This window comes from Streptomyces sp. SID3212, assembly GCF_009865405.1.
Taxonomy (GTDB): Bacteria; Actinomycetota; Actinomycetes; order Streptomycetales; family Streptomycetaceae; genus Streptomyces.
Map to the genome: position 1 here is coordinate 1 of NZ_WWJY01000862.1, position 26,162 is coordinate 26,162.

Genomic DNA, 26,162 nt, shown 5'->3' on the forward strand with positions numbered 1-26,162 from the left:
ACCGACGCGCCCGTACCCAACCCGCCCCCACCCCGACGCACCCCCACCCGAGCCCACTCCGACCCACCCCGGCCGCCGCACCCGAGCGGGCCCACGAAAACTCCCCGACCCCCTGTCAGTCCCCGGTGCTAACCTGCGCCTTCACCTCACGCACACATCGTGGGGACCCGTTCCCAGGGCCGTACGCGGGGCGCGCCTCCTTCCGCCCCGCCGTCCGCCGGCCCCCGTACCGAGGACCGTCATGCCTCAAGCCGAGCCGTCGGCTCGCCCCCAGTTCCACCCGTACGCCGCCATACCCGCGCTCGTGCCCCTGCGCACCGCCGCCAGGGCCGGGGACCTGCCCGCCGTGGAGAGCTTCTTCGGCGGTCTCACCGACGAGGACGACCGCGCGTACGCCTCCGCCCTCCTGGCGGACCTGACCGGTACGGAGAAGCTGTTCGAGCGGATCGAGGCCGAGGGGTCCGACGCCCCGCTCCCCCGGACCCTCCTCGCCCACCGGTGGGTGGTCGTCGGCTGGAACATCCGCAGCGGGGCCCGCGCCCAGAACGTGTCCCGCCGGCAGTTCGACCAGTTCCACGCCTGGCTGCGCAAGGCCGAGCAGCTCCTGATCGACGTCTGCGCCGAGCACCCCGGCTTCGCCCTCGCCTGGTCCGTACGTCTCACCACCGCGCGCGGTCTGGAGCTGGGCCGGAGCGAGGCGCGCCGCCGCTACGACCGGCTCGCCGAGCACCACCCCCACCACCTCGCCGCGCAGAGGTCGCTGCTCCAGCAGCTGTGCCCCAAGTGGGGAGGGAGCTGGGAGGCCGCGCACGGCTTCGCCCGGGAGCGCGCCGCCGCGGCCCCGGCGGGGAGCGACGCGGGCGTCCTGGTCGCGGAGGTCCACATCGAGCACTGGCTCGACCTGCCCTCGGGCGACGACGCCCGTTACCTCACGTCGGCGGACGTCAGGGACGAACTGGCCGCGGCGGCGGCCTCGTCCGTGCTCCACCCCGACCACCGGCCGACGTTCCGGTCGGTCGAGGCGCACAACCACTTCGCGATGGTGTTCTCGACGGCCGGTGAACACGGCCTGGCCGCGCCGCACTTCCGCGCGATCGGCAACAACGCGACCGAACGCCCGTGGACGTATCTGGGCGACCAGGACGCCGCGTTCACGAAGCACCGCAAGCTCGCACTGGCGAAGGGCTGATCCGATGACGCAGCACACCCCCGCCCCGATGACCACGGACACCGGCGTCACCACAGACACCGGCGTCACCACGGACACCACCGTCACCTCAGACACCGGCGTCACCTCGGACACCGCAGTCACCACGGACACGGGCCTCACCACGGACACCGGCGGCGAGCCCGGCATCCGCCTCACCGAGGTCGACGGCGTCCGGACCCTCCTGGCCGCCGGCAGCGGCGAGATCACCGCCGGGCTCGTCTTCCGCGTGGGCGCCGCCGACGAGACGTACGCCACCTCCGGCATCACCCACCTCGTCGAGCACCTGGCCCTCTTCCGCCACGGCGTGTCCGACCTGCACTACAACGGCGCCACCGCCACCACGTACACGATCTTCCACGCCACCGGCACGGCCGACGAGGTCGTCACGTACCTCAACGGCGTCTGCGACGCGCTGCGCGACCTCCCACTGGAGCGGCTGGAGACCGAGCGCGAGATCCTCCGCACGGAGGCGGCGGGCCGCACCTACGGCCCCAACCACCAGCTGCCGCTGTGGCGTTACGGCGCCCAGGGGTACGGCCTCGTGAGCTACACCGAGCTGGGCGCCTGGCACCTGACCGCCGACGCCGTACGGGACTGGGCCGCGACCCGCTTCACCCGCGACAACGCGGTCCTGTGGATCACCAGCGACACCGTGCCGGACGGGCTGCGCCTCGACCTCCCCTCCGGGCCGCGCCACCCGCTGCCGCCCGTCACCTCCGCGCTGCCCGTCACCCCGGCCTACATCACCGGCGAGGACGGGGGTGTGGTCATGGACGGCATCGTCCGCCGCTCGTCCGCAGCCTCGCTCTTCGCCGACGTCCTGGGCCGGGCCCTCTACGCGGACCTGCGCCAGAAGGGCGGCTACTCGTACGCGACCGCCGGGCACTACAGCCCGCGCGACGCCGACTTCGCCACCGTCACGGCCTACGCCGACGCGCTCCCGCAGAAGCAGGACGCCGTGGTCGGCGGCTTTGTCGACGTCCTCGCCCGGCTCCGGGCCGGCCGCATCGAGCAGGCGGAGCTGGACGCGGCGCGCAACAAGGTCCTCAAGCAGTTCGACCAGCCCGACGCGCACGCCGCGAGCCTGCCCTCGTACGCGCTGAACCTCCTCGTCGACCACCCCAACTCGACCCAGGACGAATACCGCGCCGGGCTGGCCGCCGTCACCGTGGACGACCTGCGCGACGTCGCCCGCGAGCTGCACGCCACGGCCCTGCTCCAGGTCCCCGGCCGGGGCGCCGACTGGGCGGGCTTCACCGAGGCGCCGCAGTTCTCGCCGGAGGCCGACCGCCTCGCCGGGACCCGCCACCAGTCGCACGACGACAAGGGCGCGGTGCTGACGGTGGCCGCCGAGGGGGTCAGTTTCAGCCGCCCCGACGGGGTGATCACCGTCCGGTACGACCAGTGCGCCGCGATGGTCGCCCACCCGGACGGCGGCCGACGCCTCACCGGCCTCGACGGCTTCCAGATCGCCGTGGAGCCCACGCTCTACGCGGGACTGACCCCGGACAGGATCGCGGCGATCGACGCCGGGGTCCCGGCATCGGCGGTGGTACGGGCCCCGGAGCGGACACCGGAACGGATCCCGCAGCCGCGCCCGGCGTCCGAAACGGCGGCAGGCCGGACCGGGACCGGCGGGTGGCGCCGCGTCCCCGCGCCGCTCCTGAAACTGGGCGTGAACGCGGCCTACGTGGTCACCCTGTTCTTCGGCCTGCGCGCCGTCACGCTGACCTGGACGGTCGAGCCGAGGCCGGGCACCGCGTTCGTCGTCCTCCACTGGCTCCTGCTGGGCGGCTCACTGGCCCTCACCAGAGTCCTGCGCAAGGCGCTCGCCACCCGGGAGACTCCCGAGTGATCCCGTGCGTGACAATGGCCGAATGATCACCCCCTATGTCGATCTCAGCCGGGCCGAATGGAGCGCCCTGCGGGACAAGACACCGCTGCCGCTCACCGCCGAGGAGGTCGAGCGGCTGCGGGGGCTCGGGGACGTCATCGACCTCGACGAGGTGCGGGACGTCTACCTGCCGCTCTCCCGGCTGCTGAATCTGTACGTCAAGGCCACGGCCGAGCTGCGCGGCGCGCTCAACACGTTCCTCGGGGACGCGGGCAACGGCCACGGCGCGCAGCGCGGCACGCCGTTCGTCATAGGGGTGGCCGGAAGTGTCGCCGTCGGGAAGTCCACCGTGGCGCGTCTCCTCCAGGCGCTGCTGGCCCGCTGGCCCGAGCACCCCCGCGTCGAGCGGGTGACCACCGACGGCTTCCTGCTGCCGATGCAGGAGCTGGAGGCCCGGGGGCTGATGTCGCGCAAGGGCTTCCCGGAGTCGTACGACCGCCGCGCCCTGACCCGCTTCGTCGCCGACGTGAAGGCGGGGAAGGACGAGGTCACGGCGCCCGTCTACTCGCACCTGATCTACGACATCGTGCCGGGCGAGGTGCTGACCGTACGGCGCCCGGACATCCTGATCGTGGAGGGCATCAACGTCCTCCAGCCGGCGCTCCCCGGCAAGGACGGCAGGACACGGGTCGGGCTCGCCGACTACTTCGACTTCAGTGTGTACGTGGACGCCCGCGCCGAGGACATCGAGAGCTGGTACCTGAACCGCTTCCGCAAGCTGCGCGAGACCGCGTTCCAGGACCCCTCCTCGTACTTCCGCAAGTACACACAGGTGTCGGAGGAGGAGTCGCTGGACTACGCGCGCACGATGTGGCGGACCGTCAACCAACCGAACCTGCTGGAAAACGTCGCCCCGACCCGGGGCCGCGCCACCCTGATCGTCCGCAAGGGCCCGGACCACAAGGTCCAGCGCCTGTCCCTGCGCAAGCTCTGACGACCGCCGGGCGCGGCGGGAGGCCCCGGCAGTCGGAGCGGCCCGCCGGGGGCCCGAAGCTCCCGCCCGGAAAGACCGGCCCTCAGCCCAGCGCCGACTTCACCACGTCCGCCAGCCGCCCCGCCACCGACCGCGCCTGCTCGATGTCGGCCGCCTCGACCATCACCCGTACCAGCGGCTCCGTGCCCGAGGAGCGCAGCAGGACCCGGCCCGTGGAGCCCAGTTCCGCCTCCGCCTCGGCGACGGCGGTCGCCAGGTCCGGGGAGGTGTGCACCCGCGACTTGTCGACGTCGGGGACGTTCACGAGCACCTGCGGCAGCCGATGCATGACGCCCGCCAGGTCGGCGAGCGTGCGGCCGGTCGCGGAGACGCGCGCCGCCAGCATGAGGCCGGTCAGCGTGCCGTCGCCGGTCGTGGCGTGGTCGAGGACGATGACGTGGCCGGACTGCTCGCCGCCGAGCGCGTACCCGTGCTCCTTCATCGACTCCAGGACGTACCGGTCGCCGACGGCGGTCTCCACCAGGTGGATGCCCTCCCGCTCCATCGCGATCTTGAAGCCGAGGTTGGACATGACCGTGCCGACCACCGCGTCCCCGCGCAGCGTGCCGGCCTCCCGCATGGCCAGGGCCAGGACGGCGAGGATCTGGTCGCCGTCGACCTCCTCGCCCGCCGCGTCCACGGCGAGGCAGCGGTCGGCGTCGCCGTCGTGCGCGATGCCGAGGTCCGCGCCGTGCTCGACCACGGCGGCCCTGAGCAGGTCCAGGTGGGTGGAGCCGCACCCGTCGTTGATGTTCAGCCCGTCCGGCTCGGCGCCGATCGTGACGACCTCGGCCCCGGCGCGCGCGAAGGCCTCCGGCGAGACCCGGGCGGCGGCGCCGTGCGCCTCGTCGAGGACGACCTTGAGGCCGTCGAGCCGGTTCGGCAGGACGCCGATGAGGTGGGCCACGTACCGGTCGAAGCCTTCGTCGTACGAGCGGATCCGGCCGACGCCGCCACCCGTCGGGCGCTCCCACGGCTCGCCGGTGCGGTGCTGCTCGTAGATCGATTCGATACGGTCCTCCAGCTCGTCGGCCAGCTTGTGGCCGCCGCGCGCGAAGAACTTGATGCCGTTGTCCGGCATGGCGTTGTGGCTCGCGGAGAGCATCACGCCGAGGTCGGCGCCCAGCACGCCGGTGAGATACGCCACCGCCGGGGTGGGCAGCACACCGACCCGCAGGACGTCCACACCGGCGCTCGCGAGACCCGCCACCACGGCGGCCTCCAGGAATTCGCCGGAGGCGCGGGGGTCGCGGCCCACCACCGCCGTCGGACGGTGTCCCTCGAACGTCCCCACCTCGCCGAGCACATGTGCCGCCGCGACCGACAGACCGAGCGCGAGCTCCGCCGTCAGATCGGCGTTGGCGACACCGCGCACGCCGTCCGTGCCGAAGAGTCGTCCCACAGCTCTCCCTCCAAAAAACGCACGGAACCGTCCCGGCTCCGCACGTAAAAGCTCCGAAAACGCCAAAACCCAAAGTACTGAGCGTCTGATGCTGTTATACGCCCGAGTAGTTCAAGAAAACGAACGCCCCGGCGGCACGGAGTGCCGCCGGGGCGTTCGAAGACAGACAGACCAACCAGCGTGATTAGCGCTTGCTGTACTGCGGGGCCTTACGGGCCTTCTTGAGACCGGCCTTCTTGCGCTCGACCGCACGGTCGTCACGCGAGAGGAAACCGGCCTTCTTGAGCGGGGCGCGGTTGTTGTCCACGTCCGCCTCGTTCAGCGCGCGGGCCACGCCGAGGCGCAGGGCACCGGCCTGACCGGAGACGCCGCCACCCGAGATGCGGGCGATGACGTCGTAGCGGTTGTCGAGCTCAAGGATCTTGAAGGGGTCGTTCACTTCCTGCTGGTGCACCTTGTTCGGGAAGTAACCCTCGAGGGTGCGACCGTTGATCTTCCACTTGCCGGTGCCCGGAACGATCCGGACGCGGGCGATGGCGTTCTTGCGACGGCCCAGGCCGGCGGCCGGCTGCGGGTCGCCGAAGCGGGACGCCAGGGACTCGGTGGTGTACTCACCCTCGACGGGGACCTCGGACTCGAAGGTCGTCACGGCTTCGAAGGTCTCCTCACCCTCGGCGCTCTCGACGGGGGCTTCAGTAGTGGACTCGGCCACGATTCTCCTCAGATTTCTTTATGTCTTAGGGGGTGGCCGGAACTACTGCGCGACCTGGGTGATCTCGAACGGGACAGGCTGCTGGGCAGCGTGCGGGTGCTGGTCGCCCGCGTAGATCTTCAGCTTCGAGAGCATCTGACGACCCAGGGTGTTCTTCGGGATCATTCCCTTGATGGCCTTCTCGACGGCCTTCTCGGGGTTCTTGGCGAGGAGCTCGTCATAACGGACGGAACGCAGGCCACCCGGGTAACCGGAGTGGCGGTACGCCATCTTCTGGGTCCGCTTGTTGCCGGACAGGTGCACCTTGTCCGCGTTGATGATGACGACGAAGTCGCCGGTGTCAACGTGGGGGGCGTAGATCGCCTTGTGCTTACCGCGCAGAAGGTTGGCGGCAGTGGTCGCCAGACGGCCCAAGACGATGTCCTGGGCGTCGATGACGTGCCACTGGCGTGTCACATCGCCGGGCTTGGGGCTGTACGTACGCACGGTCGTAGCCTTCGCTTCTTCAGTGAGTGGGAACCTGACAAGGCCACCCGGACGATCACGACAGCCATGGCGGCACAACGGGGACGCAACCCGTGTACCTGCCTCTGTCCATCGGCCCGGTGGACCGGCGTAAGGGCCCCTCGCGTGAGAACGACCAAGCCAATACGCATAACGAACCAGCAGAATACCCGGGTGCCCCCGCACGGGTCAAAACGAGCTCCGGGGCCCAACCCAGCCCGTCCGGCGCTTGAGGACCGGGGCCCGGGGCAGAGCCCCGGTTTCGGGAAGGGGCGGGTAGGGGAACAGCCCGCCGCAGGCGCCCCGCCCTACCGCTCCCGCACCACGCGCCGCTCGTCCCACACCGGCTCCGGCGTCTCCCGGACCACGCCATCGGAGCCGAACACCAGGTACCGGTCAAACGCGCGAGCGAACCACCGGTCGTGCGTCACCGCCACCACCGTCCCGTCGTACACCTCAAGCCCGTCCTGCAACGCCTCCGCCGACTCCAGGTCCAGGTTGTCCGTCGGCTCGTCCAGCAGCAACGCCGTCGTCCCCCGCAACTCCAGCAGCAGGATCTGGAAGCGCGCCTGCTGCCCGCCCGAGAGCTTCTCGAACGGCTGGTCCCCCTGCCGCTCCAGCTCGTACCGCCGCAGCACACTCATCGCCCCGCCCCGGTCCTTCGCGTGCTCGGTCCACAGGATGTCGACCAGCGTCCGCCCCAGCAGCTCCGGATGCGCGTGCGTCTGCGCGAAGTGCCCCGGCACCACCCGCGCGCCCAGCTTCCACTCCCCCGTGTGCCGGACGTCCTCCCCCGCCAGCAGCCGCAGGAAGTGCGACTTCCCCGACCCGTTCGACCCGAGGACCGCCACCCGCTCGCCGTAGAAGATCTCCAGCGAGAACGGCTTCATCAGCCCGGTCAGCTCCAGGTCCTTGCAGGTCACCGCCCGTACGCCGGTCCGGCCGCCCTTCAGCCGCATGGTGATCTCCTGCTCGCGCGGCGGCTCCGGCGGCGGTCCCGCGTCCTCGAACTTCTTGAAGCGCGTCTGCATCGCCCGGTAGCGCGAGGCCATGTCGGGGCTGATCGCCGCCTGCTGCCGCAGCCGGTGCACCAGCGCCTTGAGCCGCGCGTGCTCCTCGTCCCAGCGCCGCTTCAGCTCCTCGAAGCGCGCGAAGCGCTCCTTGCGCGCCTGGTGGTACGTACCGAATCCGCCGCCGTGCACCCACACGTCCGAGCCCGCCGGGCTCGGCTCGACACTGACGATCTTCTCGGCGGCCCTGGCCAGCAGCTCCCGGTCGTGGGACACGAAGAGGACCGTCTTACGGGTCTCCTTGAGCTTCTCCTCCAGCCAGCGCTTGCCGGGGACGTCCAGATAGTTGTCCGGCTCGTCCAGGAGCAGCACCTCGTCGGGCCCGCGCAGCAGCGCCTCCAGAACCAGCCGCTTCTGCTCGCCGCCGGACAGCGTGGTCAGCCCCCGGAACTGCGCCTTGTCGTACGGGACACCCAGCGCCGCCATCGTGCACATGTCCCAGACCGTCTCGGCCTCGTACCCCCGCGCCTCCGCCCAGTCGCTCAGCGCCTGCGCGTACCGCATCTGCGCGGCCTCGTCGTCGACCGTCATGATCAGGTGCTCGGCCTCGTCCACCGCCCGCGCCGCCTCGCGGATGCGCGGCTGGGCGACGGAGACCAGCAGGTCACGTACCGTACGGTCGTCGCGCACCGAGCCCACGAACTGCGACATGACACCGAGCCCGCCGCTGACCGTGACCGTCCCGCCGTGCGGTTGCAGCTCCCCCGCGATCAGCCGCAGCAGCGTGGTCTTGCCGGCGCCGTTGGCCCCGACGAGCGCGACGACGGCGCCCTCCCCCACGCGGAACGAAGCGTCGCCGAGCAGCACCCGTCCGTCGGGGAGGTAGTACTCCAGGTGCCCTGCCTCAAGATGTCCCATGGTCCGCATTGTCGGGCCCCCGGTGGCCCAGGCCCAATCGTTTTCTGCCACACGTTCTGTCGCACGCCGGTACGAGCGGGGCCCGCCCGGCCTTAAACTCCCGGCATGAGCTTTGGGCAAGGGGGACCCTCCTGGGGCAGCCCCGGTTCACCGACACCAGGACACGATCCCTACGGATCGCAGGATCCTTACGGATCACAGAGCCCGCACGGATCCCAGAACCCTCACGACCCGTACGGCACACCCGACCCGTACGCCGCTCCCGACCCGTACGCCGCACAGACGCGCGAACCGTACGGCAGCCGGACGCCTGACCCGTACAGCGCGCAGACCCCTGACCCGTACGACAGCCGGACCGCCGACCCGTACAGCGCGCAGACCCCCGACCCGTACGGCAGCCAGACACCCGACTGGGCGGCGCTCGCCGACGCCTCCGCCGGCCGTGCCCGCCGCAAGCGATGGCTGCTGATAGGCGGCGGAGGTCTCGCGACGGCCGCCGTCGTCGCGGTCGTCGCCTCCGTCATCGTGTCCATGAGCAGCAGTGGTGACACCGGTCCCAGCGCGGCCGGGAAGGCGTCCAAGGACGTGCCGCCCGCCGCCTCGACCCCGAGCGAGGCGACCGATCCCGAGCCGTCCTTCCCCTCGGCGTCCCCGCTGCCGCCGCCCGACCCGAAGGACTTCGTCTCCTCCGCCGACAAGGACACCGCGCCGCTCTCGGCCGACACCCTGTTCCCCGGCGCGAAGCTGACGATGGAGGGGCGCGAGTACAAGAAGGGCGCGACCACCCGTACGACCAACTGCGCGGCCTCCGCGCAGGGCGCCCTCGGCTCGATCCTCGCCTCCAACAGCTGTGACGAGGTGATCCGCGCCACGTACAGCAAGGGCGGGGTCGCCGTCACGATCGGCGTCGCGGTCTTCGAGAAGGAGTCCCAGGCGCTCAAGGCGAAGGGCGAGGCCAGGGACGGCATCGCCTCCCTGGCCGGGAACGGGGTCCCGACCTTCTGCCGGGACGGTGTGATCTGCCGCAAGACGACCAACTCGTTCGGCCGGTACGTGTACTTCACGGTCGGCGGCTTCACCTCGGGCAAGGACGTCACCAAGGCCGACAAGAATGTCTTCACCACCGGCGACGACATCTCGGAGTTCACGTTCCGCCAGATCTACCAGCGCGGCCGTCTCCAGGCCTCGGCGGCGGCGGTCCAGCCCGGCGCGTAGGGCGCGCACGCCGCCGGCCGGGCCCCGCTGTCACACTGGGGGCCCAAGGTCGAACAGCCGGAGGCGTAGCGCATGGCGGTCAGAGTCACCGTGGTGGTCCCGACGTACAACTCGGGGCCGCTCATCAAACCACTGGTCGATTCGATGCTCCGGCAGACGATGCCCCCCGAGGAGTTCGAGGTGCTGTTCGTCGACGACGGCTCGACGGACAACACCCCGGCCCAGCTCGCCGCCCTGGTCGCGGAGCACCCGAACTTCCGCTTCACCGAGATCCCCAACTCCGGTTGGCCCGGCAAGCCCCGCAACGTCGCGATCGAGCTGGCGCGCGGTGAGTACGTGCAGTTCATCGACCACGACGACCTCCTCGGCGACGAGGCGCTCCGCCGGATGTACGACCTCGGCCACGCCAACCGCTCCGACATCGTCATCGGCAAGGTCGTCAGCAACTTCCGGCTGCGCGGCATCCCGCACGCCCTGATGAGCAGGACCCGGGAGTCGTGCACCTTCGAGACGGCGCCGCTGCACGACAGCCTGACGGTCCACAAGATGTACCGGACGGCCTTCCTGCGGGAGCAGGAGATCCGCTTCCCCGTCGGGCACTTCGTCGGCGAGGACCTGCTGTTCATGGTGCCCGCCGTGTTCCGCGCGGCGTCCGTCTCCGTCGTCGGCGACTACCCCTGCTACTACTACCTGGAGCGGGAGGACGGCGGCCACACCACCCCCGACCACCTCGATCCGGTCAGCTACAGCGGCAATCTCCGCCAGATCTTCGACGCGCTGCGCGCCGAGACCGGTCCCGGCCCGATGCGCGACAAGTGGCTGCGCCGCTTCTGGCGCGCGGACATGGTCAAGTACCTGAGCGAACCGATCTTCCCCACGTACGAGCCGGAGCAGCGCGGCGCTCTCTTCGGCGCGCTGCGCGAGGTGGCGGAGGAGTACCTGACCGAGGAGGTGTACGAGGGGCTGGCCGGCCTGGAGCGGGCCCGCGCCGCTCTCGTACGGACCGACCGGCCGGAGGCCCTGCTGGAGCTGACCGGGCGGGCGGCGGGGCTGGACGCGGACGTCCGGCTGACGTCGGTGGAGTGGCGGCGGGGGCGGCTGCTGACGCGCTTCGACGCGCGGTTCACCACGGATGCCTCGGGCACGCCCCTGACCCTTCTGCGCCGGGGGGACCGCTGTTTCCTCGACCCCTCCCTCACGGACGGCCTGGTCGAGCCCGTCGACATCACCGACGACCTCAAGCTCTTCCGCGCGGACGTCAGCCTGCGCCACCGGGACAGCTCCGTGGTGTGGCTGCTGCCGCGCGAGATTTCCGTGTCCTTCGAGGAGTTCGAGGAGTTCGAGAAGTTCGAGGAGGAAGTCGGGCAGGAGGCGCCGGGCTTCCAGGACGGTGACGTCCTCGTCCGCCCCGTCGTGCACGGCACGGTCGCCGTCGACCCGGCGCGGGCGGCGGGCGGCGGGCCGCTGGACGACGGCGCCTGGGAGGTGCACGTACGGCTCATGGGACCGGGCCTGAACCGCTTCGGGCGCCCCGGGGCCGGCCCGGCCGGCCCGGACCTCACCCTGCTCGCACCGGCCGTCCTGGAAGGCCTGGACGGCTTGGACGGCCTGGAGGTGGCCGGTGTCCTGGAGGACGGGCTGACCCTGACCGTACGGACGACGGACGCGCCCCCCGGCCCCCGCCCGCCCAAGGTCACCGTGGTCGTGCCCACCGAGGGCGCGGAGCCCGCCGCCGTACAGGACACGCTCGACTCCCTCACCGCGCAGACGCTCCCGGCGGCGGAGTTCGAGGTGGTCCAGGTGCCGGAGGCCGCGCGGCCGGACGGCCCCGGGGAACACGGCACCGGCGAGTACCTGCTGTACATGAAGGCCGGTGACCGCCTGGCCGCCGACGCCCTGGAGCGGCTGTACGGGTACGGCATCGAGCACGACGCGGACATCGTCGTCGGCCGGATGGCGGGGAAGGACCGGGCCGTCCCCCGTGAGCTGTTCGTACGGGACCGGCCGCGCGCCACGTTCGCGAAGGACCCGCTCGCGGACAGCCTGACCGCCAACAAGCTCTTCCACCGCGCGTTCCTCGCCGAGCACGGCCTCCGCTTCCCGGCGGCCGGACTCCCCCTGGGCGAGCAGGCGTTCACGGCGGAGGCGTCCCTGCGCGCGGGCCGTACCGCCGTCCTCGGCGGCGAGGTCTGCTACCACTACGGGCCGAAGCAGGACACCTCCGCCGTCCCGCACGCCGCCTTCTACGGGGCGCTGCGCGCCCTTGTAGTGACCGTGGACGGCCTCACCGAGCCCGGCGGCACCCGGGACCGGCTGCACCGGCGCTGGCTGCGTGTGGAGCTGCTGGACCAGCTGACCGGGAAGCGTTTCCTGGAGAGGGACGACGAGGACCGGCAGGCCCTGTTCGACGCGATCCGGGGCGTCTTCCTGGACGGCGGCATCTCGGAGACGGCGATCGCGGCCCTGACCGCCCCCCGCCGGGTCGCCGTCGGCCTGGTCACCGACAACCGGCTCGACGACCTGGTGGCGCTCGCCCGCTGGGAGACGTCCGTGGCGTGCCGGGCCCGGCTGGACGCGGTGTCGTGGCAGGACGACGGCACGCTCCGGACGGCCTTCACAGCGGAACTGCTCGCCACGGAGGGCCCGTTGGGGGCCACCTCCCCGGACGAGGGACCGGCGGCACTGCTCCCCTCGGGCCTGTCCGACGACCTGGCGGCCCGTTTCGCCCGCGCACCGCTCACCGGCGGCGCGGCACCTGACGCGGCGTCCGCCGTCCTCGTCCTGCGCGAACGCGCGGGCGGTACCGAGTACCGGCTCACGACGGACACCACGGTCCACCGCACCGACGGCACCCTGACCGTCGCCGGAAGCGCCTCCCTCGACCCGGCCACGGCGGCGGGCGGCGCCCCGCTCCGCGACGGCGCCTGGGACCTGTACGTACGCCTCACCGCGCTCGGCTGGACGAAGACCACCAAGCTCGGCTCGTACCGCGCCCCCGACGTCCCCGAGGAACTGACCCCCGTACCGCACCCGACCGCCCAGGACCGCCGGATCACGCCGTACTGGACCAACCCCCACCAGGACCTGGCCCTGCGCGTGGCAGCGCCCCCGGCCCCGAAGGTCCCGGCCCCCGCGCCGAGCCTCATCAACCGCCTCGGCCGCCGCCTGCGCCGAGGCTGACCCGCCACGCGGCCGACACGACGAAGGGGCGGGGCCCCAGGCCCCGCCCCACTCCGCCACCCTCCGCGCCGTCTCCCCCTCAGCAGCAGCTGTCGGGCGGCGCGCCGGGCAGCGTGCGCTTGTTGCGGGCCTCGCGGCTGCGCGCCGCCAGCAACGCGTCGGCCGGGTAGCCGACTTCCTCCAGCGTGAGCCCGTGGGGCCGTACGACATGGACCGCCGAGTCCCGTACCCCCGCGGCCAGGACCTTCGCCGGCCACTCCGGCGGCCGGTGCCCGTCTCCCACGAACAGCAGCGCGCCCACCAGGGACCGCACCATGTTGTGGCAGAACGCGTCGGCCCGCACGGTGGCCGTGACGATCCCGTCGTCACCCCGCACCCACTCCAGCTTCTGGAGCGTACGGATCGTCGTCGCGCCCTCGCGCCGCTTGCAGTACGCGGCGAAGTCGTGCTCCCCGAGCAGCCCCGCCGACGCCTCGTTCATCGCGTCGACGTCCAACGGCCAGTCGTGCCACAGCACATGACCCCGCAACAGCGGATCGACCCCGCCGACGTGGTCGCCCACCCGGTAGGCGTACCGCCGGTAGACCGCCGCGAAGCGCGCGTTGAACCCGGCCGGCGCCTCCTCGGCCTTCCACACCCGGATGTCGTGCGGCAGGCGCCCCGCGAGCCGCCGCAGCAGCTTGTCCGCGTGCTCGGCCCACACGTCCTCCGGCAGGTCGACGTGCGCCACCTGCCCGCGCGCGTGCACCCCGGCGTCCGTACGCCCGGCGACGGTCAGGTCGTACGTACGCGAGGAGCGGGTCACCGTCCGCAGCGCGTCCTCGATCTCGCCCTGGACGGTCCGCCGGGTGGCCTGCCTGGCCCACCCGGAGAAGTCCTTGCCGTCGTACGAGAGGTCCAGCCGTACCCGTACGGACCCGGCCTCCAGGTCACCGCTCACGCGAACTTCCTCCCAAGCCCCTCGGTCAACTCAGCCCCTCACGCGGAACGGGCCCGCCCCCGTGGGGAGCGGACCCGTCCGTCAGCCATCGGCCTGCGCTGTGTGCTCAGGCGTCCTTGGACTCGTCGGCCGCCTCGGCGGGCTTCGCGTCCTCGACCGGCTTGGCGTCCTCGACGGTCTCGTCGGACGACGCGTCCTTCTTCAGGGCGTCTTCCTTGACCGCGCGCTTGGTCGCCGCCTCGGCCTCACCGGTGGCGGCCTGCGCCACGGTCAGGGCCTCGACCAGCTCGATGACCGCCATCGGGGCGTTGTCGCCACGACGGTTGCCGATCTTGGTGATGCGCGTGTAACCACCGGGGCGGTTCTCGTACCTCGGGGCGATCTCGGTGAAGAGCGTGTGCACGACGCTCTTGTCCGTGATCGACTGAAGCACCAGGCGACGGTTGTGGATGTCGCCCTTCTTCGCCTTGGTAATGAAACGCTCCGCGATCGGGCGGACACGCCGGGCCTTGGCCTCGGTCGTGGTGATCTTGCCGTGCTCGAAGAGCGACTTCGCGAGGTTCGCGAGAAGCAGCTTCTCGTGCGCGGCACTGCCGCCCAGACGGGCACCCTTGGCGGGCTTCGGCATGGTGCTACTCCTTCATATCTGCACCGGCCGTATCAGGTACCGATGTCAGTTCCCGCAGGGCGGCCGCCCTGTGGAAGATCGCGTCAAGCCCGTCCGGCGATGGAGGACAAAGCCTCATCCCCGGGGCCCCGGGCTCAGTACTGCTCGGTCTCCACGAAACCCGCGTCCGCGTCGTCGTCCGCGCCAAACGCGTCCGCCGCGGCGGTCGGGTCGAATCCGGGCGGGCTGTCCTTGAGCGCCAGACCCATCCCGGCCAGCTTCGCCTTGACCTCGTCGATCGACTTCGCACCGAAATTGCGGATGTCGAGCAGGTCCGCCTCGGAGCGAGCCACCAGTTCACCCACGGAGTGGATGCCCTCGCGCTTGAGGCAGTTGTACGACCGGACTGTGAGCTCCAGCTCCTCGATCGGCAGCGCCAGATCCGCGGCCAGCGCCGCGTCCGTCGGCGACGGGCCCATGTCGATGCCCTCGGCGTCGATGTTGAGCTCGCGCGCCAGACCGAACAGCTCGACCAGCGTCTTACCGGCGGACGCCATGGCGTCACGCGGCCGCATGGCCTGCTTGGTCTCGACGTCGACGATCAGCTTGTCGAAGTCGGTGCGCTGCTCGACACGGGTCGCCTCGACCTTGTACGTGACCTTGAGCACCGGGGAGTAGATGGAGTCGACCGGGATACGCCCGATCTCCTGGCCCACCTGCTTGTTCTGCACGGCGGAGACGTAGCCGCGACCGCGCTCGACGGTCAGCTCCATCTCCAGCTTGCCCTTGCCGTTCAGCGTCGCCAGGACGAGGTCCGGGTTGTGGACCTCGACACCGGCCGGCGGGGCGATGTCGGCGGCGGTGACCAGGCCGGGGCCCTGCTTGCGCAGGTACATCACGACGGGCTCGTCGTGCTCCGAGGAGACGACGAGCTGCTTGATGTTGAGGATCTGGTCGGTCACGTCCTCCTTGACGCCCGGCACGGTGGTGAACTCGTGCAGGACCCCGTCGATCCGGATGCTGGTGACAGCGGCACCGGGGATCGAGGAGAGCAGCGTACGGCGGAGGGAGTTTCCGAGGGTGTAACCGAAACCGGGCTCCAGCGGCTCGATCACGAACCGGGAGCGGTATTCGTCGACGACCTCTTCGGTCAGCGACGGGCGCTGGGCGATAAGCATTCTGTTGACCTTCCAGTCTTGGCACCCACTATTTGATGCCAACGGAACAAGCGTACGGGCGGCACGGCGCGAATGCGCAGTACCGCCCGCGAGTCATGCGCCACACCCCCTCGGAGGGGGCACGGAGTCAGACGCGGCGACGCTTCGGCGGGCGGCAGCCGTTGTGCGGGGTGGGGGTGACGTCCTGGATCGAACCCACCTCGAGGCCGGTGGCCTGGAGCGAGCGGATCGCGGTCTCACGGCCGGAGCCGGGACCCTTCACGAAGACGTCGACCTTGCGCATGCCGTGCTCCTGCGCGCGACGGGCGGCCGACTCGGCAGCCATCTGCGCGGCGAAGGGCGTGGACTTGCGCGAACCCTTGAAGCCGACGTGACCGGCGGAGGCCCAGGAGATCACATTGCCCGAAGGGTCCGTGATCGAGACGATCGTGTTGTTGAACGTGCTCTTGATGTGGGCGTGCCCATGAGCGACGTTCTTCTTTTCCTTGCGGCGCACCTTCTTGGCTGCGCCCTGACGGCCCTTAGGAGGCATGTATTTACTCCTGCGTGGAGGTGATCGGTCCTACAGCGAAGACCGCTGGTGAGCGTCCGCTGAGGACTACTTCTTGCCCGGCTTCTTCTTGCCGGCGATGGCGCGACGCGGACCCTTGCGGGTACGAGCGTTCGTGCTGGTGCGCTGACCGTGCACCGGCAGGCCACGACGGTGACGCAGACCCTGGTAGCAGCCGATCTCGACCTTGCGGCGGATGTCGGCGGCGATCTCGCGACGAAGGTCACCCTCGGTCTTGAGGTTGGCGTCCACGTATTCGCGGATCTTGACGAGGTCTTCCTCGGCAAGGTCGCGGACGCGGATGTCAGGGTTGACACCTGCGGCGGCGAGGGTCTCCTTGGACCGGGTGCGCCCGATGCCGAAGACGTAGGTGAGGGCGACCTCGACGCGCTTTTCGCGCGGGAGGTCAACGCCTGCGAGGCGTGCCATTCATGGCTCCTGATGATTCGGAGGTCTTCCGCAGTCTCTGTCCCGGCTGCCGTACGCGTACGTACGGTCCGGGTCCCCGGCCTCCGCCGGAGGTGTCGGTCCTCTTTACGAGGAGCCGGACACTGCGTAATTACGAGTTGCTCGCGTCACGCGAAGTACTGCGAGAGGCAGGCGGTCGTGCGTCAGCCCTGGCGCTGCTTGTGGCGCAGGTTGTCGCAGATGACCATGACCCGGCCGTGACGGCGGATCACCTTGCACTTGTCGCAGATCTTCTTGACGCTCGGCTTGACCTTCATGGAATTGAGGTTCTCCGGGTCAGTGCGGACGCCCCCTGGACAGGGACGACTGCAAGATCTACTTGTATCGGTAGACGATCCGGCCACGCGTCAGGTCGTACGGAGACAGCTCCACCACAACCCGGTCATCGGGCAGGATCCGGATGTAGTGCATCCGCATCTTGCCGCTGATGTGCGCGAGGACCTTGTGACCGTTCTGGAGCTCCACCCTGAACATCGCATTCGGGAGGGACTCGATCACGGTGCCCTCAATTTCGATGGCACCTTGCTTCTTGGCCACGCTTCGCCCTTCGAATCGGCTACCTTGATCGTCTCCGGCGGCCGCATGCGGACACACGGGTACACCAGAGCCGACGCGTCAGTCTACGGCAGCCCACTCGAAAAGACGAATCCGTCCAGTCTGCCCATGCCCCGAGATCCTTAAGCGGCACAAGGGCCCACAGCCGTCGCGCCCGCTCTACGCCAGGGGATCCGGCGCCGCCGTCACACCCAGCTCCGCGAGCTTCGCCCTACCGCCGTCCGGGGACGTCAGGACCAGCGGGCCGGCCTCCGTGAGGGCGATCGAGTGCTCCCAGTGCGAGGACCAGGTGCCGTCCGTCGTGATGACCGTCCACTCGTCCGCCAGCACCTCCGTGTGGGGCGTGCCGAGCGAGACCATGGGCTCGATCGCCAGGCAGAAGCCGGGGACCAGCTTGGGGCCCTTGCCGCGCTTCCGGGAGACGTAGTTCAGCAGGTGCGGGTCCATGTGCATCTCCGTACCGATGCCGTGGCCGCCGTAGTCCTCGACGATGCCGTACTTCCCGCCGCCCGGCCTGGGCTGCCTGCGGATGTACGTCTCGATCGCCCGGGACACGTCCACCAGGCGGTTGCCGGCCTTCATCGCCGCGATGCCGGCCCACATCGACTCCTCGGTCACCCGGGACAGCTCGATCAGCTCCGGAGCGTGACCGGTGCCCACGAAGGCCGTGAAGGCCGCGTCCCCGTGCCAGCCGTCCACGATCGCGCCGGCGTCGATCGAGATGATGTCCCCGTCCTTGAGGACGGTCTTCTCGTCGGGGATGCCATGCACGACGACCTCGTTGACCGAAGTGCAGATCGTCGCGGGGAACCCGCCGTACCCGAGGAAGTTCGGCTTCGCGCCGTGCGCGGCCAGCACCTTGCGGGCGACCATGTCCAGATCCTTGGTGGTGGCACCCGGCACCGCGGCCTCCGCGGTGGCCGCGTGGACCGCGGCGACGACCAGCCCCGCCTCGCGCATCTTCGCGATCTGCTCGGGAGTCTTGATCTCCACCATGGCTCTGCTGCCTTCCACCTGACTCGTACGACCGGAACTCAACAGTAAAGCCGTGGCGTCCCTGGGGACGCCACGGCCGTACCGCGTGAAAAACCCTGTGCGACCGCGGTTACGCGGCCTCGTCGCTCCTGAGCGCTTCCATCGCGCGGTCGGTCACCTCGGTGACCGTACCGAGCGCGGAGATCGTCACCACCAGGCCCTGGGCCTTGTAGTGGTCGATGATCGGCTCGGTCTGCGTGTGGTAGACCTCCAGCCGTCTGCGCACCGTCTCCTCGGAGTCGTCGTCGCGCTGGTACAGCTCGCCCCCGCAGATGTCACAGACACCCTCCGTCTTCGGAGGCTGGTTCGCGACGTGGAAGACGTGGGCGCTGTCGTTGCGGCAGATGCGCCGCCCCGCGATGCGCCGTACGACCTCGTCCTCGGGGATCTCCAGGTCCAGCACCGCGTCCAGCTTCACGCCGTCCGCCGCGAGGGCCTTGTCCAGTGCTTCCGCCTGCGACACGTTGCGCGGAAAGCCGTCGAGCAGGAAGCCCTTCTCGGCGTCCGGGCGGCTCATCCGGTCTCGTGCCATCGCGATCGTGACCTCGTCGGGTACCAGGTTTCCCGCGTCCATGTAGGACTTCGCCTGTTTGCCGAGCTCTGTGCCCTGGCTGATGTTGGCGCGGAAAAGGTCGCCCGTGGAAATGTGTGGGATCGACAGGTTCTTGGCGAGGAACGCGGCCTGCGTACCCTTGCCGGCACCGGGCGGCCCGACGAGGACGATTCGCATCAGCGGAGGAACCCTTCGTAATTGCGCTGCTGAAGCTGGCTCTCGATCTGCTTCACGGTTTCCAGACCCACACCCACGATGATCAGGATGCTTGTCCCGCCGAACGGGAAGTTCTGGTTCGCACCGCCGAAGCCTGCCAACGCCATCGTCGGGACAAGAGCAATCAGACCCAGGTACAGCGAGCCCGGCCAAGTGATCCTGTTGAGCACGTAGCTCAGGTACTCGGCGGTAGGGCGACCAGCCCGGATACCCGGGATGAAGCCACCATACTTCTTCATGTTGTCCGCTACTTCTTCGGGGTTGAAGGAAATCGCCACGTAGAAGAACGCGAAGAACACGATGAGCAAGAAGTAGGTCGCGATGTAGTACGGGTGGTCACCCTTGACGAAGTGCGCCTCGATCCAGGTCTTCCAGCCGGACTGCGAGCTGGAGAACTGGGCGATCAGAGCGGGGATGTAGAGCAGCGACGAGGCGAAGATGACGGGGATCACACCCGCCTGGTTCACCTTGAGGGGGATGTACGTCGACGTACCGCCGTACGACCTCCGGCCGATCATGCGCTTCGCGTACTGGACGGGGATCCGGCGCTGCGCCTGCTCGACGAAGACGACCAGGCCCACCATGACGAAGCCGATCAGGATGACCGTACCGAACTCGATCCAGCCCTTGGCGAGCGTGCCGCTCTGCTTGATGGCCCAGAGGGCGCCCGGGAAGCCGGCCGCGATCGAGATGAACATCAGGATGGACATGCCGTTGCCGATGCCCTTGTCGGTGATGAGCTCACCGAGCCACATGACGGCGGCGGTACCGGCGGTCATCGTGATCACCATCGTGACGGTGACGAAGATCGACTGGTCGGGGACGATCTGCCCGGCCACCGGGCAGCCGCTGAAGAGCGCGCCGCTGCGGGCCGTGGCGACCAGGCCGGTGCCCTGGAGCACGGCGAGGGCGACGGTCAGGTACCGGGTGTACTGCGTGATCTTCGACTGGCCGGACGAGCCTTCCTTCTTGAGGGCTTCCAGCCGTGGGATGACCACGGTCAGCAGCTGAAGGATGATGCTCGCCGTGATGTACGGCATGATGCCGAGCGCGAAGATCGTGATCTGCAACAACGCGCCGCCGCTGAACATGTTCACGAGCCCGAAGAGGCTGTTGTTGCCCTTTTGAGCCGCGTCGATACATGTCTGGACATTCTCGTAGCTGACCCCGGGGACGGGGATGTGCGCCCCGAGCCGGTACAGCACGATGATGGCGAGTGTGAAGAGCAGCTTCTTGCGCAGGTCGGGCGTCTTGAACGCCCGGGCGAACGCGGTGAGCACGGTGCCTCCTGCGACCCCCGCGCTACTGCGTCAGAGGTGACGGTATTGAGGATCGACGGATAAGGGACGAGCGGGTCCTGCGGGTCAACGAGCGGACACCGCGTGAAGTGCCCGTGAGGACACATCGCGCGGCGGTGGACCGGAAGCGGGCTCCCGGCCTCAATACAGCAATAATGCACGCCACCTTACCGGCGACTGTGCCCACCATGGAACGACCAACCGGGGATGCCCCTTTTGAGAGGCACCCCCGGTTGGGTGTTCAGGTCATCGGGTCGTCTCAGACGAGCTCGGTGACGGAGCCGCCCGCGGCGGCGATCTTCTCCTTGGCGGAGCCGGAAACGGCGTTCACCGAAACCGTCAGCGCCACGGAGATCTCGCCCTGGCCCAGGACCTTGACGAGACTGTTCTTGCGTACCGCACCCTTGGTGACCAGATCGGCCACCGTGACCTCGCCGCCCTCGGGGTAGAGGTCGGAGAGCTTGTCCAGGTTCACCACCTGGTACTCGGTGCGGAACGGGTTCTTGAAGCCCTTGAGCTTCGGCAGACGCATGTGGAGGGGCATCTGCCCGCCCTCGAAGCGTGCCGGAACCTGGTAACGGGCCTTGGTGCCCTTGGTGCCACGACCAGCGGTCTTACCCTTGGACGCCTCACCACGACCCACACGGGTCTTGGCGGTCTTGGCTCCCGGGGCGGGACGCAGGTCGTGGGCCTTCAGCGGCTTGCTCTCAGCCATCAGTCGACCTCCTCAACCGTCACGAGGTGGCGGACGGTGTGCACCATGCCGCGGAACTCGGGGCGGTCCTCCTTGACGACCGTGTCGTTCACTCGCTTGAGGCCGAGCGAACGCAGGGTGTCGCGGTGGTTCTGCTTGCTTCCGATGAACGACCGGGTCTGCGTGATCTGGAGGCGCGCCATCAGACACCCGCTCCCGCAGCACGCGCACGCAGCATCGCCGCGGGGGCGACGTCCTCGAGGGGCAGACCGCGGCGGGCCGCGATCTCCTCGGGACGCTGCAGGCCCTTGAGGGCCGCCACGGTGGCGTGCACGATGTTGATCGCGTTGTCCGAGCCGAGCGACTTCGACAGGATGTCGTGGACGCCGGCGCATTCGAGCACCGCGCGCACCGGGCCACCCGCGATCACGCCGGTACCGGGGGAAGCGGGCTTGAGCAGGACAACGCCCGCAGCCTTCTCGCCCTGGATCGGGTGCGGGATGGTGCCCTGGATGCGGGGAACCTTGAAGAAGGCCTTCTTGGCCTCTTCGACGCCCTTGGCGATGGCGGCCGGAACTTCCTTGGCCTTGCCGTAACCGACGCCGACGGTACCGTCACCGTCGCCCACCACGACCAGCGCGGTGAAGCTGAAGCGACGACCACCCTTCACAACCTTGGCGACGCGGTTGATCGCGACAACGCGCTCAACGTACGCGGTCTTCTCGGCCGGCGAACCGTCGCGACCCTTCCGGTCCCGTCGCTCGCCGCCACCGGCACCGCTTCCGCGGCGCTGGGGTCCAGCCATTGGATCTACCTCTCTCTGTTACGTCCGCTAGCTCCGGAACCGGGGCTCAGAACTTCAGCCCGGCTTCGCGGGCGGCGTCAGCCAGAGCGGCAATCCGCCCGGCGTACTGGTTGCCACCACGGTCGAACACGACGGCCTCGATACCGGCGGCCTTCGCACGCTCGGCGACCAGGGCCCCGACCTGCTTGGCCTGGGCGCTCTTGTCGCCGTCGGTCCCGCGGATCGAAGTGTCCAGAGTCGACGCCGAGGCGAGCGTGTGGCCCGCGATGTCGTCGACGACCTGAGCCACCATGTGGCGGTTGGAACGCGTCACAACGAGGCGGGGGCGCTCCTGCGTGCCCGAGACCTTCTTGCGGACGCGAATGTGACGGCGCTTGATGGCAGCGGCCTTGTAGGCCTTGCCCTTGGCGATCTTCACACCGAATGCCATGGCTACTTACCAGCCTTTCCGACCTTGCGGCGGATGACCTCGCCCGCGTACCGGACACCCTTGGCCTTGTAGGGGTCGGGCTTCCGCAGCTTGCGGATTGTGGCGGCGACCTCGCCGACCCTCTGCTTGTCGATGCCTTCGACGGAGAACTTCGTCGGTGTCTCCACCTTGAAGGTGATTCCCTCGGGGGCCTCGATGAGGATCGGGTGGCTGTAGCCCAGGGCGAACTCCAGGTTGGAGCCCTTCGCCTGGACTCGGTAACCGACACCGCTGATCTCGAGCGCCTTGACGTAACCCTGGGTCACGCCGGTGATCATGTTCGCCACCAGCGTGCGGGACAGGCCGTGGAAGGCCTTGTTCTGACGCTCGTCGTTGGGGCGCAGCACCTGAAGGGTGCCGTCCTCGCCCTTGGTGACCTCGATCGGCGCGACGACGGTGTGCGAGAGGGTGCCCTTGGGACCCTTCACGCTGACCGTGCGGCCTTCGATGGTGACGTCCACACCGGCGGGAACCTGGATGGGGAGCTTGCCGATTCGCGACATGAGCTTTCCTCTCCGTTCCCGACTACCAGACGTAGGCGAGGACTTCCCCACCTACGCCCTTCTTGCTCGCCTGCTGGCCGGTCAGGAGGCCGTGGGACGTGGAGATGATCGCCACGCCCAGGCCGCCGAGAACCTTCGGCAGACTGGTGGACTTCGCGTACACACGCAGACCCGGCTTGGAGATGCGCTTGATGCCGGCGATCGAACGCTCGCGGTTCGGGCCGAACTTCAGCTCCAGGACGAGGTTCTTGCCGACCTCGGCGTCCTCGACCTTCCAGCCGGTGATGAAGCCCTCCTGCTGGAGGATCTCCGCGATGTGCGACTTGATCTTGCTGTGCGGCATCACGACATCGTCGTGGTACGCCGAGTTCGCGTTACGCAGACGCGTGAGCATGTCTGCGATGGGATCAGTCATGGTCATGTATTGGCCTTCGGCCTCTCTCGCCGGGGTTTCCTGTATGCGCCATCCCTCTCCCCGATCAGAGCCGGGACGGGTGCGGTGCGGGGACCTACGGCGTAGTAAGTCGTTATGGACGGCGGGCGCCCAACCCCACAAGCCTACGGCATCTGGGGGAGGGCTCCCGCCAACCAGGTACTTACCGAGAGTTCCAGGTCGGTCCTCGGAAGAGGACTACCAGGAGCTCTTGGTGACGCCCGGCAGCTCGCCGCGGTGGGCCATCTCACGAAGGCACACACGGCACAGGCCGAACTTGCGGTAGACGGAGTGGGGCCGGCCGCAGCGCTGGCAGCGGGTGTAACCGCGCACCGCGAACTTGGGCTTGCGGGCGGCCTTTTCGATCAAAGCCTTCTTCGCCACGGTCAGTTCTCCTTGAACGGGAAGCCGAGGTGACGAAGGAGGGCACGACCCTCGTCGTCGTTGGTCGCCGTGGTCACCACGGTGATGTCCATGCCCCGGACCCGGTCGATCTTGTCCTGGTCGATCTCGTGGAACATGACCTGCTCCGTGAGACCGAAGGTGTAGTTGCCACGGCCGTCGAACTGCTTCGGCGACAGACCGCGGAAGTCACGGATACGCGGCAGCGCGAGCGACAGCGTACGGTCCAGGAACTCCCACATGCGGTCACCGCGGAGGGTGACGTGGCAGCCGATCGGCTGGCCCTCGCGCAGCTTGAACTGCGCGATGGACTTCCGGGCCTTGGTGACGGCCGGCTTCTGGCCCGTGATCGTGGTGAGGTCGCGGATGGCGCCCTCGATCAGCTTGGAGTCGCGGGCGGCGTCGCCCACACCCATGTTGACCACGATCTTGACGAGACCGGGGATCTGCATGACGTTCTCGTACGAGAACTCCTCACGCAGCTTGCCCGTGATCTCCTCGCGGTAGCGCAGCTTCAGACGGGGTGCAGTGGTGGTCGTCATCAGATGTCCTCACCGGTCCGCTTGGCAACGCGGATCTTCTTGCCCTCGTCGTCAAAGCGGTAGCCGACGCGGGTGACGACCTTCTTGCCGTCCTTCTCCACGACCAGCTGAACGTTGCTGACATGGACGGGGGCTTCGGTGGTCACGATGCCGCCGGTCTGCGAACCGCGAGCCGTCTGACCGGCCTTGGTGTGCTTCTTGACCCGGTTGACACCCTCGACGAGAACACGGTTCTGCGTGGGGATGGCCAGAATGACCTTCCCCTGCTTGCCCTTGTCCTTACCGGTGATGACCTGAACCAGGTCGCCCTTCTTGATCTTCATGCTTACAGCACCTCCGGCGCGAGCGAGATGATCTTCATGAACTTCTTCTCGCGCAGCTCACGGCCCACCGGGCCGAAGATACGGGTGCCACGAGGGTCGCCGTCGTTCTTCAGGATGACGGCGGCGTTCTCGTCGAAGCGGATGTACGAGCCGTCCGGACGGCGGCGCTCCTTGACCGTGCGAACGATGACCGCCTTGACGACGTCACCCTTCTTGACGTTCGCACCGGGGATCGCGTCCTTGACGGTGGCGACGATGACGTCGCCGATGCCCGCGTAGCGGCGGCCCGAGCCACCGAGAACACGGATGGTGAGAATTTCCTTCGCACCCGTGTTGTCGGCGACACGAAGTCGCGACTCCTGCTGGATCACGTGTATCTCCTGATCGTCTGCCGGTTCCCCGGGGGGCTGAACACTCCAGCCCCCCGGAGCCTGGCGGAACTACTTCGAAGGTGTGCCTTCGAAGGGATTACTTGGCCTTCTCAAGGATCTCGATGATGCGCCACCGCTTCGTGGCGGACAGCGGCCGGGTCTCCATCAGGAGGACGCGGTCGCCGATGCCGGCGGCGTTCTGCTCGTCGTGCGCCTTGAGCTTGTTCGTACGGCGGATGACCTTGCCGTACAGAGCGTGCTTCACGCGGTCCTCGACGGCGACGACGACGGTCTTGTCCATCTTGTCGCTGACGACCAGACCCTCACGGGTCTTACGGAATCCGCGCTCGGTGCTCGGGGTGTTCTCGGTCACGTTGTTCTCAGTCATCAGGCGCTCTCCACCGTCTCGATGCCCAGCTCGCGCTCACGCATCAGGGTGTAGATCCGCGCGATGTCCTTGCGGACGGCCTTGAGCCGACCGTGGTTCTCGAGCTGGCCCGTCGCCGCCTGGAAGCGGAGATTGAACAGCTCTTCCTTGGCTTCGCGAAGCTTGTTGACAAGCTCCTCGTCGCCCAGTTCGCGCAGCTCGGACGCCTTGGTAACGGCCGCCATCACGACTCACCTGCCTCGCGCCGAACGATCCGGCACTTCATCGGAAGCTTGTGAGCTGCGCGGGTAAGCGCCTCACGCGCAATCTTCTCGTTCGGGTAGGACAGCTCGAACATCACCCGACCGGGCTTGACGTTCGCGATCCACCACTCGGGGGAACCCTTACCGGAACCCATGCGGGTCTCGGCGGGCTTCTTGGTGAGCGGACGGTCCGGGTAGATGTTGATCCAGACCTTGCCGCCACGCTTGATGTGGCGGGTCATCGCGATACGAGCGGCCTCGATCTGACGGTTCGTCACGTATGCCGGGGTCAGCGCCTGGATGCCGTACTCGCCGAACGCAACCTGCGTGCCACCCTTGGACATACCGCTGCGCTTCGGGTGGTGCTGCTTGCGGTGCTTGACCCTACGGGGGATCAGCATGTCGGTCAGGCCTCCGTTCCGCCGGTAGAAGAGGGCGTCGCCTCCGCGGCCGGAGCAGCCGTGGCGTCGGCCTTGGGGGCCTCCGCGCCGGGAGCCTGCTGCGGCTTGCGGCCACCGCGGCCGCCGCGCTCGCCACCACGGCCGCCACCGGCGCCACCGCGGCCGGCGGGA

Annotated in this window: 32 protein-coding genes; 5 read left to right on the top strand and 27 right to left on the bottom strand. The window is 69.1% G+C overall.

Annotation, left to right across the window (positions count from 1 at the left end; all coding sequences use genetic code 11):
- Positions 1-241: 241 nt before the first annotated feature.
- From GT042_RS25830 to coaA, 3 genes are read left to right on the top strand one after another with little or no spacing between them, the layout of a single operon-like run.
- Positions 242-1,189, top strand: coding sequence for a hypothetical protein (locus GT042_RS25830; protein ID WP_161311131.1), 948 nt, complete (start codon positions 242-244; stop codon positions 1,187-1,189).
- A 4-nt stretch (positions 1,190-1,193) separates the two neighbouring features.
- Positions 1,194-3,065, top strand: a complete 1,872-nt coding sequence (locus GT042_RS25835) for an insulinase family protein (RefSeq protein ID WP_237531177.1) — start codon at positions 1,194-1,196, stop codon at positions 3,063-3,065.
- A gap of 22 nt (positions 3,066-3,087) precedes the next feature.
- Positions 3,088-4,038, top strand: a complete 951-nt coding sequence (gene coaA, locus GT042_RS25840; RefSeq protein WP_161311132.1) for a type I pantothenate kinase — start codon at positions 3,088-3,090, stop codon at positions 4,036-4,038.
- Between the two features lie 82 nt (positions 4,039-4,120).
- On the opposite strand, the gene glmM is transcribed toward coaA, so the two are convergent.
- The 4 genes from glmM to GT042_RS25860 form a co-directional block, all read right to left on the bottom strand.
- Positions 4,121-5,479, bottom strand: a complete 1,359-nt coding sequence (glmM, locus tag GT042_RS25845) for a phosphoglucosamine mutase (protein ID WP_161311133.1) — start codon at positions 5,477-5,479, stop codon at positions 4,121-4,123.
- A gap of 184 nt (positions 5,480-5,663) precedes the next feature.
- A complete protein-coding gene (gene rpsI, locus GT042_RS25850; RefSeq protein WP_161311134.1) occupies positions 5,664-6,191 on the bottom strand; it encodes a 30S ribosomal protein S9 in 528 nt (175 codons plus the stop codon).
- Positions 6,192-6,233: 42 nt separating this feature from the next.
- A complete protein-coding gene (rplM, locus tag GT042_RS25855) occupies positions 6,234-6,677 on the bottom strand; it encodes a 50S ribosomal protein L13 (protein ID WP_161311135.1) in 444 nt (147 codons plus the stop codon).
- Between the two features lie 326 nt (positions 6,678-7,003).
- On the bottom strand, positions 7,004-8,632 hold the full coding sequence (locus tag GT042_RS25860; RefSeq protein WP_161311136.1) for an ATP-binding cassette domain-containing protein: 1,629 nt from the start codon (positions 8,630-8,632) through the stop codon (positions 7,004-7,006).
- 96 nt (positions 8,633-8,728) lie between these two features.
- Here GT042_RS25860 and GT042_RS25865 point away from each other — a divergent pair, with 96 nt between their 5' ends.
- Both GT042_RS25865 and GT042_RS25870 read left to right on the top strand, forming a co-directional pair.
- Positions 8,729-9,838, top strand: coding sequence for a hypothetical protein (locus tag GT042_RS25865; RefSeq protein ID WP_161311137.1), 1,110 nt, complete (start codon positions 8,729-8,731; stop codon positions 9,836-9,838).
- A 72-nt stretch (positions 9,839-9,910) separates the two neighbouring features.
- Positions 9,911-13,018, top strand: coding sequence for a glycosyltransferase family 2 protein (locus tag GT042_RS25870; RefSeq protein WP_161311138.1), 3,108 nt, complete (start codon positions 9,911-9,913; stop codon positions 13,016-13,018).
- A gap of 79 nt (positions 13,019-13,097) precedes the next feature.
- Here GT042_RS25870 and truA read toward each other — a convergent pair whose 3' ends face one another.
- The 23 genes from truA to rplP all read right to left on the bottom strand — a co-directional run bounded on the left by truA (position 13,098) and on the right by rplP (position 25,991).
- Positions 13,098-13,958, bottom strand: coding sequence for a tRNA pseudouridine(38-40) synthase TruA (gene truA, locus GT042_RS25875; protein WP_161311139.1), 861 nt, complete (start codon positions 13,956-13,958; stop codon positions 13,098-13,100).
- A gap of 106 nt (positions 13,959-14,064) precedes the next feature.
- Entirely contained in the window at positions 14,065-14,586 is a 522-nt protein-coding gene (gene rplQ, locus GT042_RS25880; RefSeq protein WP_161311140.1) for a 50S ribosomal protein L17, read from the bottom strand.
- Between the two features lie 134 nt (positions 14,587-14,720).
- A complete protein-coding gene (locus GT042_RS25885) occupies positions 14,721-15,743 on the bottom strand; it encodes a DNA-directed RNA polymerase subunit alpha (protein WP_161311141.1) in 1,023 nt (340 codons plus the stop codon).
- A 127-nt stretch (positions 15,744-15,870) separates the two neighbouring features.
- Complete coding sequence (gene rpsK, locus GT042_RS25890) at positions 15,871-16,275, bottom strand: 30S ribosomal protein S11 (RefSeq protein ID WP_003956432.1); 405 nt, start codon at positions 16,273-16,275, stop codon at positions 15,871-15,873.
- A 66-nt stretch (positions 16,276-16,341) separates the two neighbouring features.
- Entirely contained in the window at positions 16,342-16,722 is a 381-nt protein-coding gene (gene rpsM / locus GT042_RS25895) for a 30S ribosomal protein S13 (protein WP_161311142.1), read from the bottom strand.
- Positions 16,723-16,904: 182 nt separating this feature from the next.
- Positions 16,905-17,018 (bottom strand): 50S ribosomal protein L36, encoded by a 114-nt coding sequence (rpmJ, locus tag GT042_RS25900; protein ID WP_003956441.1) that lies wholly within the window; start codon positions 17,016-17,018, stop codon positions 16,905-16,907.
- A gap of 58 nt (positions 17,019-17,076) precedes the next feature.
- Positions 17,077-17,298 carry a translation initiation factor IF-1 gene (infA, locus tag GT042_RS25905; protein ID WP_014047798.1) on the bottom strand — a complete coding sequence of 74 codons (222 nt, stop codon included), beginning with the start codon at positions 17,296-17,298 and terminating at the stop codon, positions 17,077-17,079.
- 177 nt (positions 17,299-17,475) lie between these two features.
- A complete protein-coding gene (map, locus tag GT042_RS25910) occupies positions 17,476-18,312 on the bottom strand; it encodes a type I methionyl aminopeptidase (protein WP_161311143.1) in 837 nt (278 codons plus the stop codon).
- A 109-nt stretch (positions 18,313-18,421) separates the two neighbouring features.
- On the bottom strand, positions 18,422-19,081 hold the full coding sequence (locus GT042_RS25915; protein ID WP_161311144.1) for an adenylate kinase: 660 nt from the start codon (positions 19,079-19,081) through the stop codon (positions 18,422-18,424).
- Positions 19,081-20,400, bottom strand: a complete 1,320-nt coding sequence (secY, locus tag GT042_RS25920) for a preprotein translocase subunit SecY (RefSeq protein ID WP_161311145.1) — start codon at positions 20,398-20,400, stop codon at positions 19,081-19,083. Before secY ends, GT042_RS25915 begins: the two co-directional genes overlap by 1 nt.
- Positions 20,401-20,677: 277 nt before the next feature.
- On the bottom strand, positions 20,678-21,133 hold the full coding sequence (rplO, locus tag GT042_RS25925; protein ID WP_161311146.1) for a 50S ribosomal protein L15: 456 nt from the start codon (positions 21,131-21,133) through the stop codon (positions 20,678-20,680).
- Positions 21,133-21,315 (bottom strand): 50S ribosomal protein L30, encoded by a 183-nt coding sequence (gene rpmD, locus GT042_RS25930; RefSeq protein WP_161311147.1) that lies wholly within the window; start codon positions 21,313-21,315, stop codon positions 21,133-21,135. Before rpmD ends, rplO begins: the two co-directional genes overlap by 1 nt.
- The gene (gene rpsE / locus GT042_RS25935) at positions 21,315-21,917 is read right to left on the bottom strand and encodes a 30S ribosomal protein S5 (protein WP_161311148.1); all 603 of its coding nucleotides are present in this window, start codon (positions 21,915-21,917) and stop codon (positions 21,315-21,317) included. Before rpsE ends, rpmD begins: the two co-directional genes overlap by 1 nt.
- A gap of 46 nt (positions 21,918-21,963) precedes the next feature.
- Positions 21,964-22,347, bottom strand: coding sequence for a 50S ribosomal protein L18 (gene rplR, locus GT042_RS25940; protein WP_161311149.1), 384 nt, complete (start codon positions 22,345-22,347; stop codon positions 21,964-21,966).
- Positions 22,348-22,349: 2 nt separating this feature from the next.
- Entirely contained in the window at positions 22,350-22,889 is a 540-nt protein-coding gene (gene rplF, locus GT042_RS25945) for a 50S ribosomal protein L6 (protein WP_161311150.1), read from the bottom strand.
- Between the two features lie 22 nt (positions 22,890-22,911).
- Positions 22,912-23,310 (bottom strand): 30S ribosomal protein S8, encoded by a 399-nt coding sequence (gene rpsH, locus GT042_RS25950; RefSeq protein ID WP_041985707.1) that lies wholly within the window; start codon positions 23,308-23,310, stop codon positions 22,912-22,914.
- Positions 23,311-23,520: 210 nt separating this feature from the next.
- Positions 23,521-23,706, bottom strand: coding sequence for a type Z 30S ribosomal protein S14 (locus GT042_RS25960; RefSeq protein WP_161311152.1), 186 nt, complete (start codon positions 23,704-23,706; stop codon positions 23,521-23,523).
- 2 nt (positions 23,707-23,708) lie between these two features.
- On the bottom strand, positions 23,709-24,266 hold the full coding sequence (rplE, locus tag GT042_RS25965; RefSeq protein WP_161311153.1) for a 50S ribosomal protein L5: 558 nt from the start codon (positions 24,264-24,266) through the stop codon (positions 23,709-23,711).
- Positions 24,266-24,589: a 50S ribosomal protein L24 gene (gene rplX, locus GT042_RS25970; protein WP_161311154.1), complete on the bottom strand. Its 324-nt coding sequence runs from the start codon at positions 24,587-24,589 to the stop codon at positions 24,266-24,268. The genes rplE and rplX overlap by 1 nt, the downstream gene beginning before the upstream one ends.
- A 2-nt stretch (positions 24,590-24,591) precedes the next feature.
- A complete protein-coding gene (gene rplN, locus GT042_RS25975) occupies positions 24,592-24,960 on the bottom strand; it encodes a 50S ribosomal protein L14 (RefSeq protein WP_161311155.1) in 369 nt (122 codons plus the stop codon).
- Positions 24,961-25,057: 97 nt separating this feature from the next.
- Complete coding sequence (rpsQ, locus tag GT042_RS25980) at positions 25,058-25,348, bottom strand: 30S ribosomal protein S17 (RefSeq protein WP_161311156.1); 291 nt, start codon at positions 25,346-25,348, stop codon at positions 25,058-25,060.
- On the bottom strand, positions 25,348-25,572 hold the full coding sequence (rpmC, locus tag GT042_RS25985) for a 50S ribosomal protein L29 (protein ID WP_161311158.1): 225 nt from the start codon (positions 25,570-25,572) through the stop codon (positions 25,348-25,350). Before rpmC ends, rpsQ begins: the two co-directional genes overlap by 1 nt.
- Complete coding sequence (gene rplP, locus GT042_RS25990; RefSeq protein WP_014047785.1) at positions 25,572-25,991, bottom strand: 50S ribosomal protein L16; 420 nt, start codon at positions 25,989-25,991, stop codon at positions 25,572-25,574. Before rplP ends, rpmC begins: the two co-directional genes overlap by 1 nt.
- Positions 25,992-26,162 lie beyond the last annotated feature (171 nt).

What these genes read in the sequence shown, in the direction of transcription:
- GT042_RS25830 (WP_161311131.1), top strand. Translation starts at nt 242, where the DNA reads ATGCCTCAAGCCGAGCCGTCGGCTCGCCCCCAGTTCCACCCGTACGCC.
- GT042_RS25835 (WP_237531177.1), top strand. Translation starts at nt 1,194, where the DNA reads ATGACGCAGCACACCCCCGCCCCGATGACCACGGACACCGGCGTCACC.
- coaA (WP_161311132.1), top strand. Translation starts at nt 3,088, where the DNA reads ATGATCACCCCCTATGTCGATCTCAGCCGGGCCGAATGGAGCGCCCTG.
- GT042_RS25860 (WP_161311136.1), bottom strand. Translation starts at nt 8,632, where the DNA reads ATGCGGACCATGGGACATCTTGAGGCAGGGCACCTGGAGTACTACCTC.
- GT042_RS25865 (WP_161311137.1), top strand. Translation starts at nt 8,729, where the DNA reads ATGAGCTTTGGGCAAGGGGGACCCTCCTGGGGCAGCCCCGGTTCACCG.
- GT042_RS25870 (WP_161311138.1), top strand. Translation starts at nt 9,911, where the DNA reads ATGGCGGTCAGAGTCACCGTGGTGGTCCCGACGTACAACTCGGGGCCG.
- rplQ (WP_161311140.1), bottom strand. Translation starts at nt 14,586, where the DNA reads ATGCCGAAGCCCGCCAAGGGTGCCCGTCTGGGCGGCAGTGCCGCGCAC.
- GT042_RS25885 (WP_161311141.1), bottom strand. Translation starts at nt 15,743, where the DNA reads ATGCTTATCGCCCAGCGCCCGTCGCTGACCGAAGAGGTCGTCGACGAA.
- rpsK (WP_003956432.1), bottom strand. Translation starts at nt 16,275, where the DNA reads ATGCCTCCTAAGGGCCGTCAGGGCGCAGCCAAGAAGGTGCGCCGCAAG.
- rpsM (WP_161311142.1), bottom strand. Translation starts at nt 16,722, where the DNA reads ATGGCACGCCTCGCAGGCGTTGACCTCCCGCGCGAAAAGCGCGTCGAG.
- rpmJ (WP_003956441.1), bottom strand. Translation starts at nt 17,018, where the DNA reads ATGAAGGTCAAGCCGAGCGTCAAGAAGATCTGCGACAAGTGCAAGGTG.
- map (WP_161311143.1), bottom strand. Translation starts at nt 18,312, where the DNA reads ATGGTGGAGATCAAGACTCCCGAGCAGATCGCGAAGATGCGCGAGGCG.
- GT042_RS25915 (WP_161311144.1), bottom strand. Translation starts at nt 19,081, where the DNA reads ATGCGAATCGTCCTCGTCGGGCCGCCCGGTGCCGGCAAGGGTACGCAG.
- rplO (WP_161311146.1), bottom strand. Translation starts at nt 21,133, where the DNA reads ATGGCTGAGAGCAAGCCGCTGAAGGCCCACGACCTGCGTCCCGCCCCG.
- rpmD (WP_161311147.1), bottom strand. Translation starts at nt 21,315, where the DNA reads ATGGCGCGCCTCCAGATCACGCAGACCCGGTCGTTCATCGGAAGCAAG.
- rpsE (WP_161311148.1), bottom strand. Translation starts at nt 21,917, where the DNA reads ATGGCTGGACCCCAGCGCCGCGGAAGCGGTGCCGGTGGCGGCGAGCGA.
- rplR (WP_161311149.1), bottom strand. Translation starts at nt 22,347, where the DNA reads ATGGCATTCGGTGTGAAGATCGCCAAGGGCAAGGCCTACAAGGCCGCT.
- rplF (WP_161311150.1), bottom strand. Translation starts at nt 22,889, where the DNA reads ATGTCGCGAATCGGCAAGCTCCCCATCCAGGTTCCCGCCGGTGTGGAC.
- rpsH (WP_041985707.1), bottom strand. Translation starts at nt 23,310, where the DNA reads ATGACCATGACTGATCCCATCGCAGACATGCTCACGCGTCTGCGTAAC.
- rplE (WP_161311153.1), bottom strand. Translation starts at nt 24,266, where the DNA reads ATGACGACCACCACTGCACCCCGTCTGAAGCTGCGCTACCGCGAGGAG.
- rplX (WP_161311154.1), bottom strand. Translation starts at nt 24,589, where the DNA reads ATGAAGATCAAGAAGGGCGACCTGGTTCAGGTCATCACCGGTAAGGAC.
- rpsQ (WP_161311156.1), bottom strand. Translation starts at nt 25,348, where the DNA reads ATGACTGAGAACAACGTGACCGAGAACACCCCGAGCACCGAGCGCGGA.
- rpmC (WP_161311158.1), bottom strand. Translation starts at nt 25,572, where the DNA reads ATGGCGGCCGTTACCAAGGCGTCCGAGCTGCGCGAACTGGGCGACGAG.
- rplP (WP_014047785.1), bottom strand. Translation starts at nt 25,991, where the DNA reads ATGCTGATCCCCCGTAGGGTCAAGCACCGCAAGCAGCACCACCCGAAG.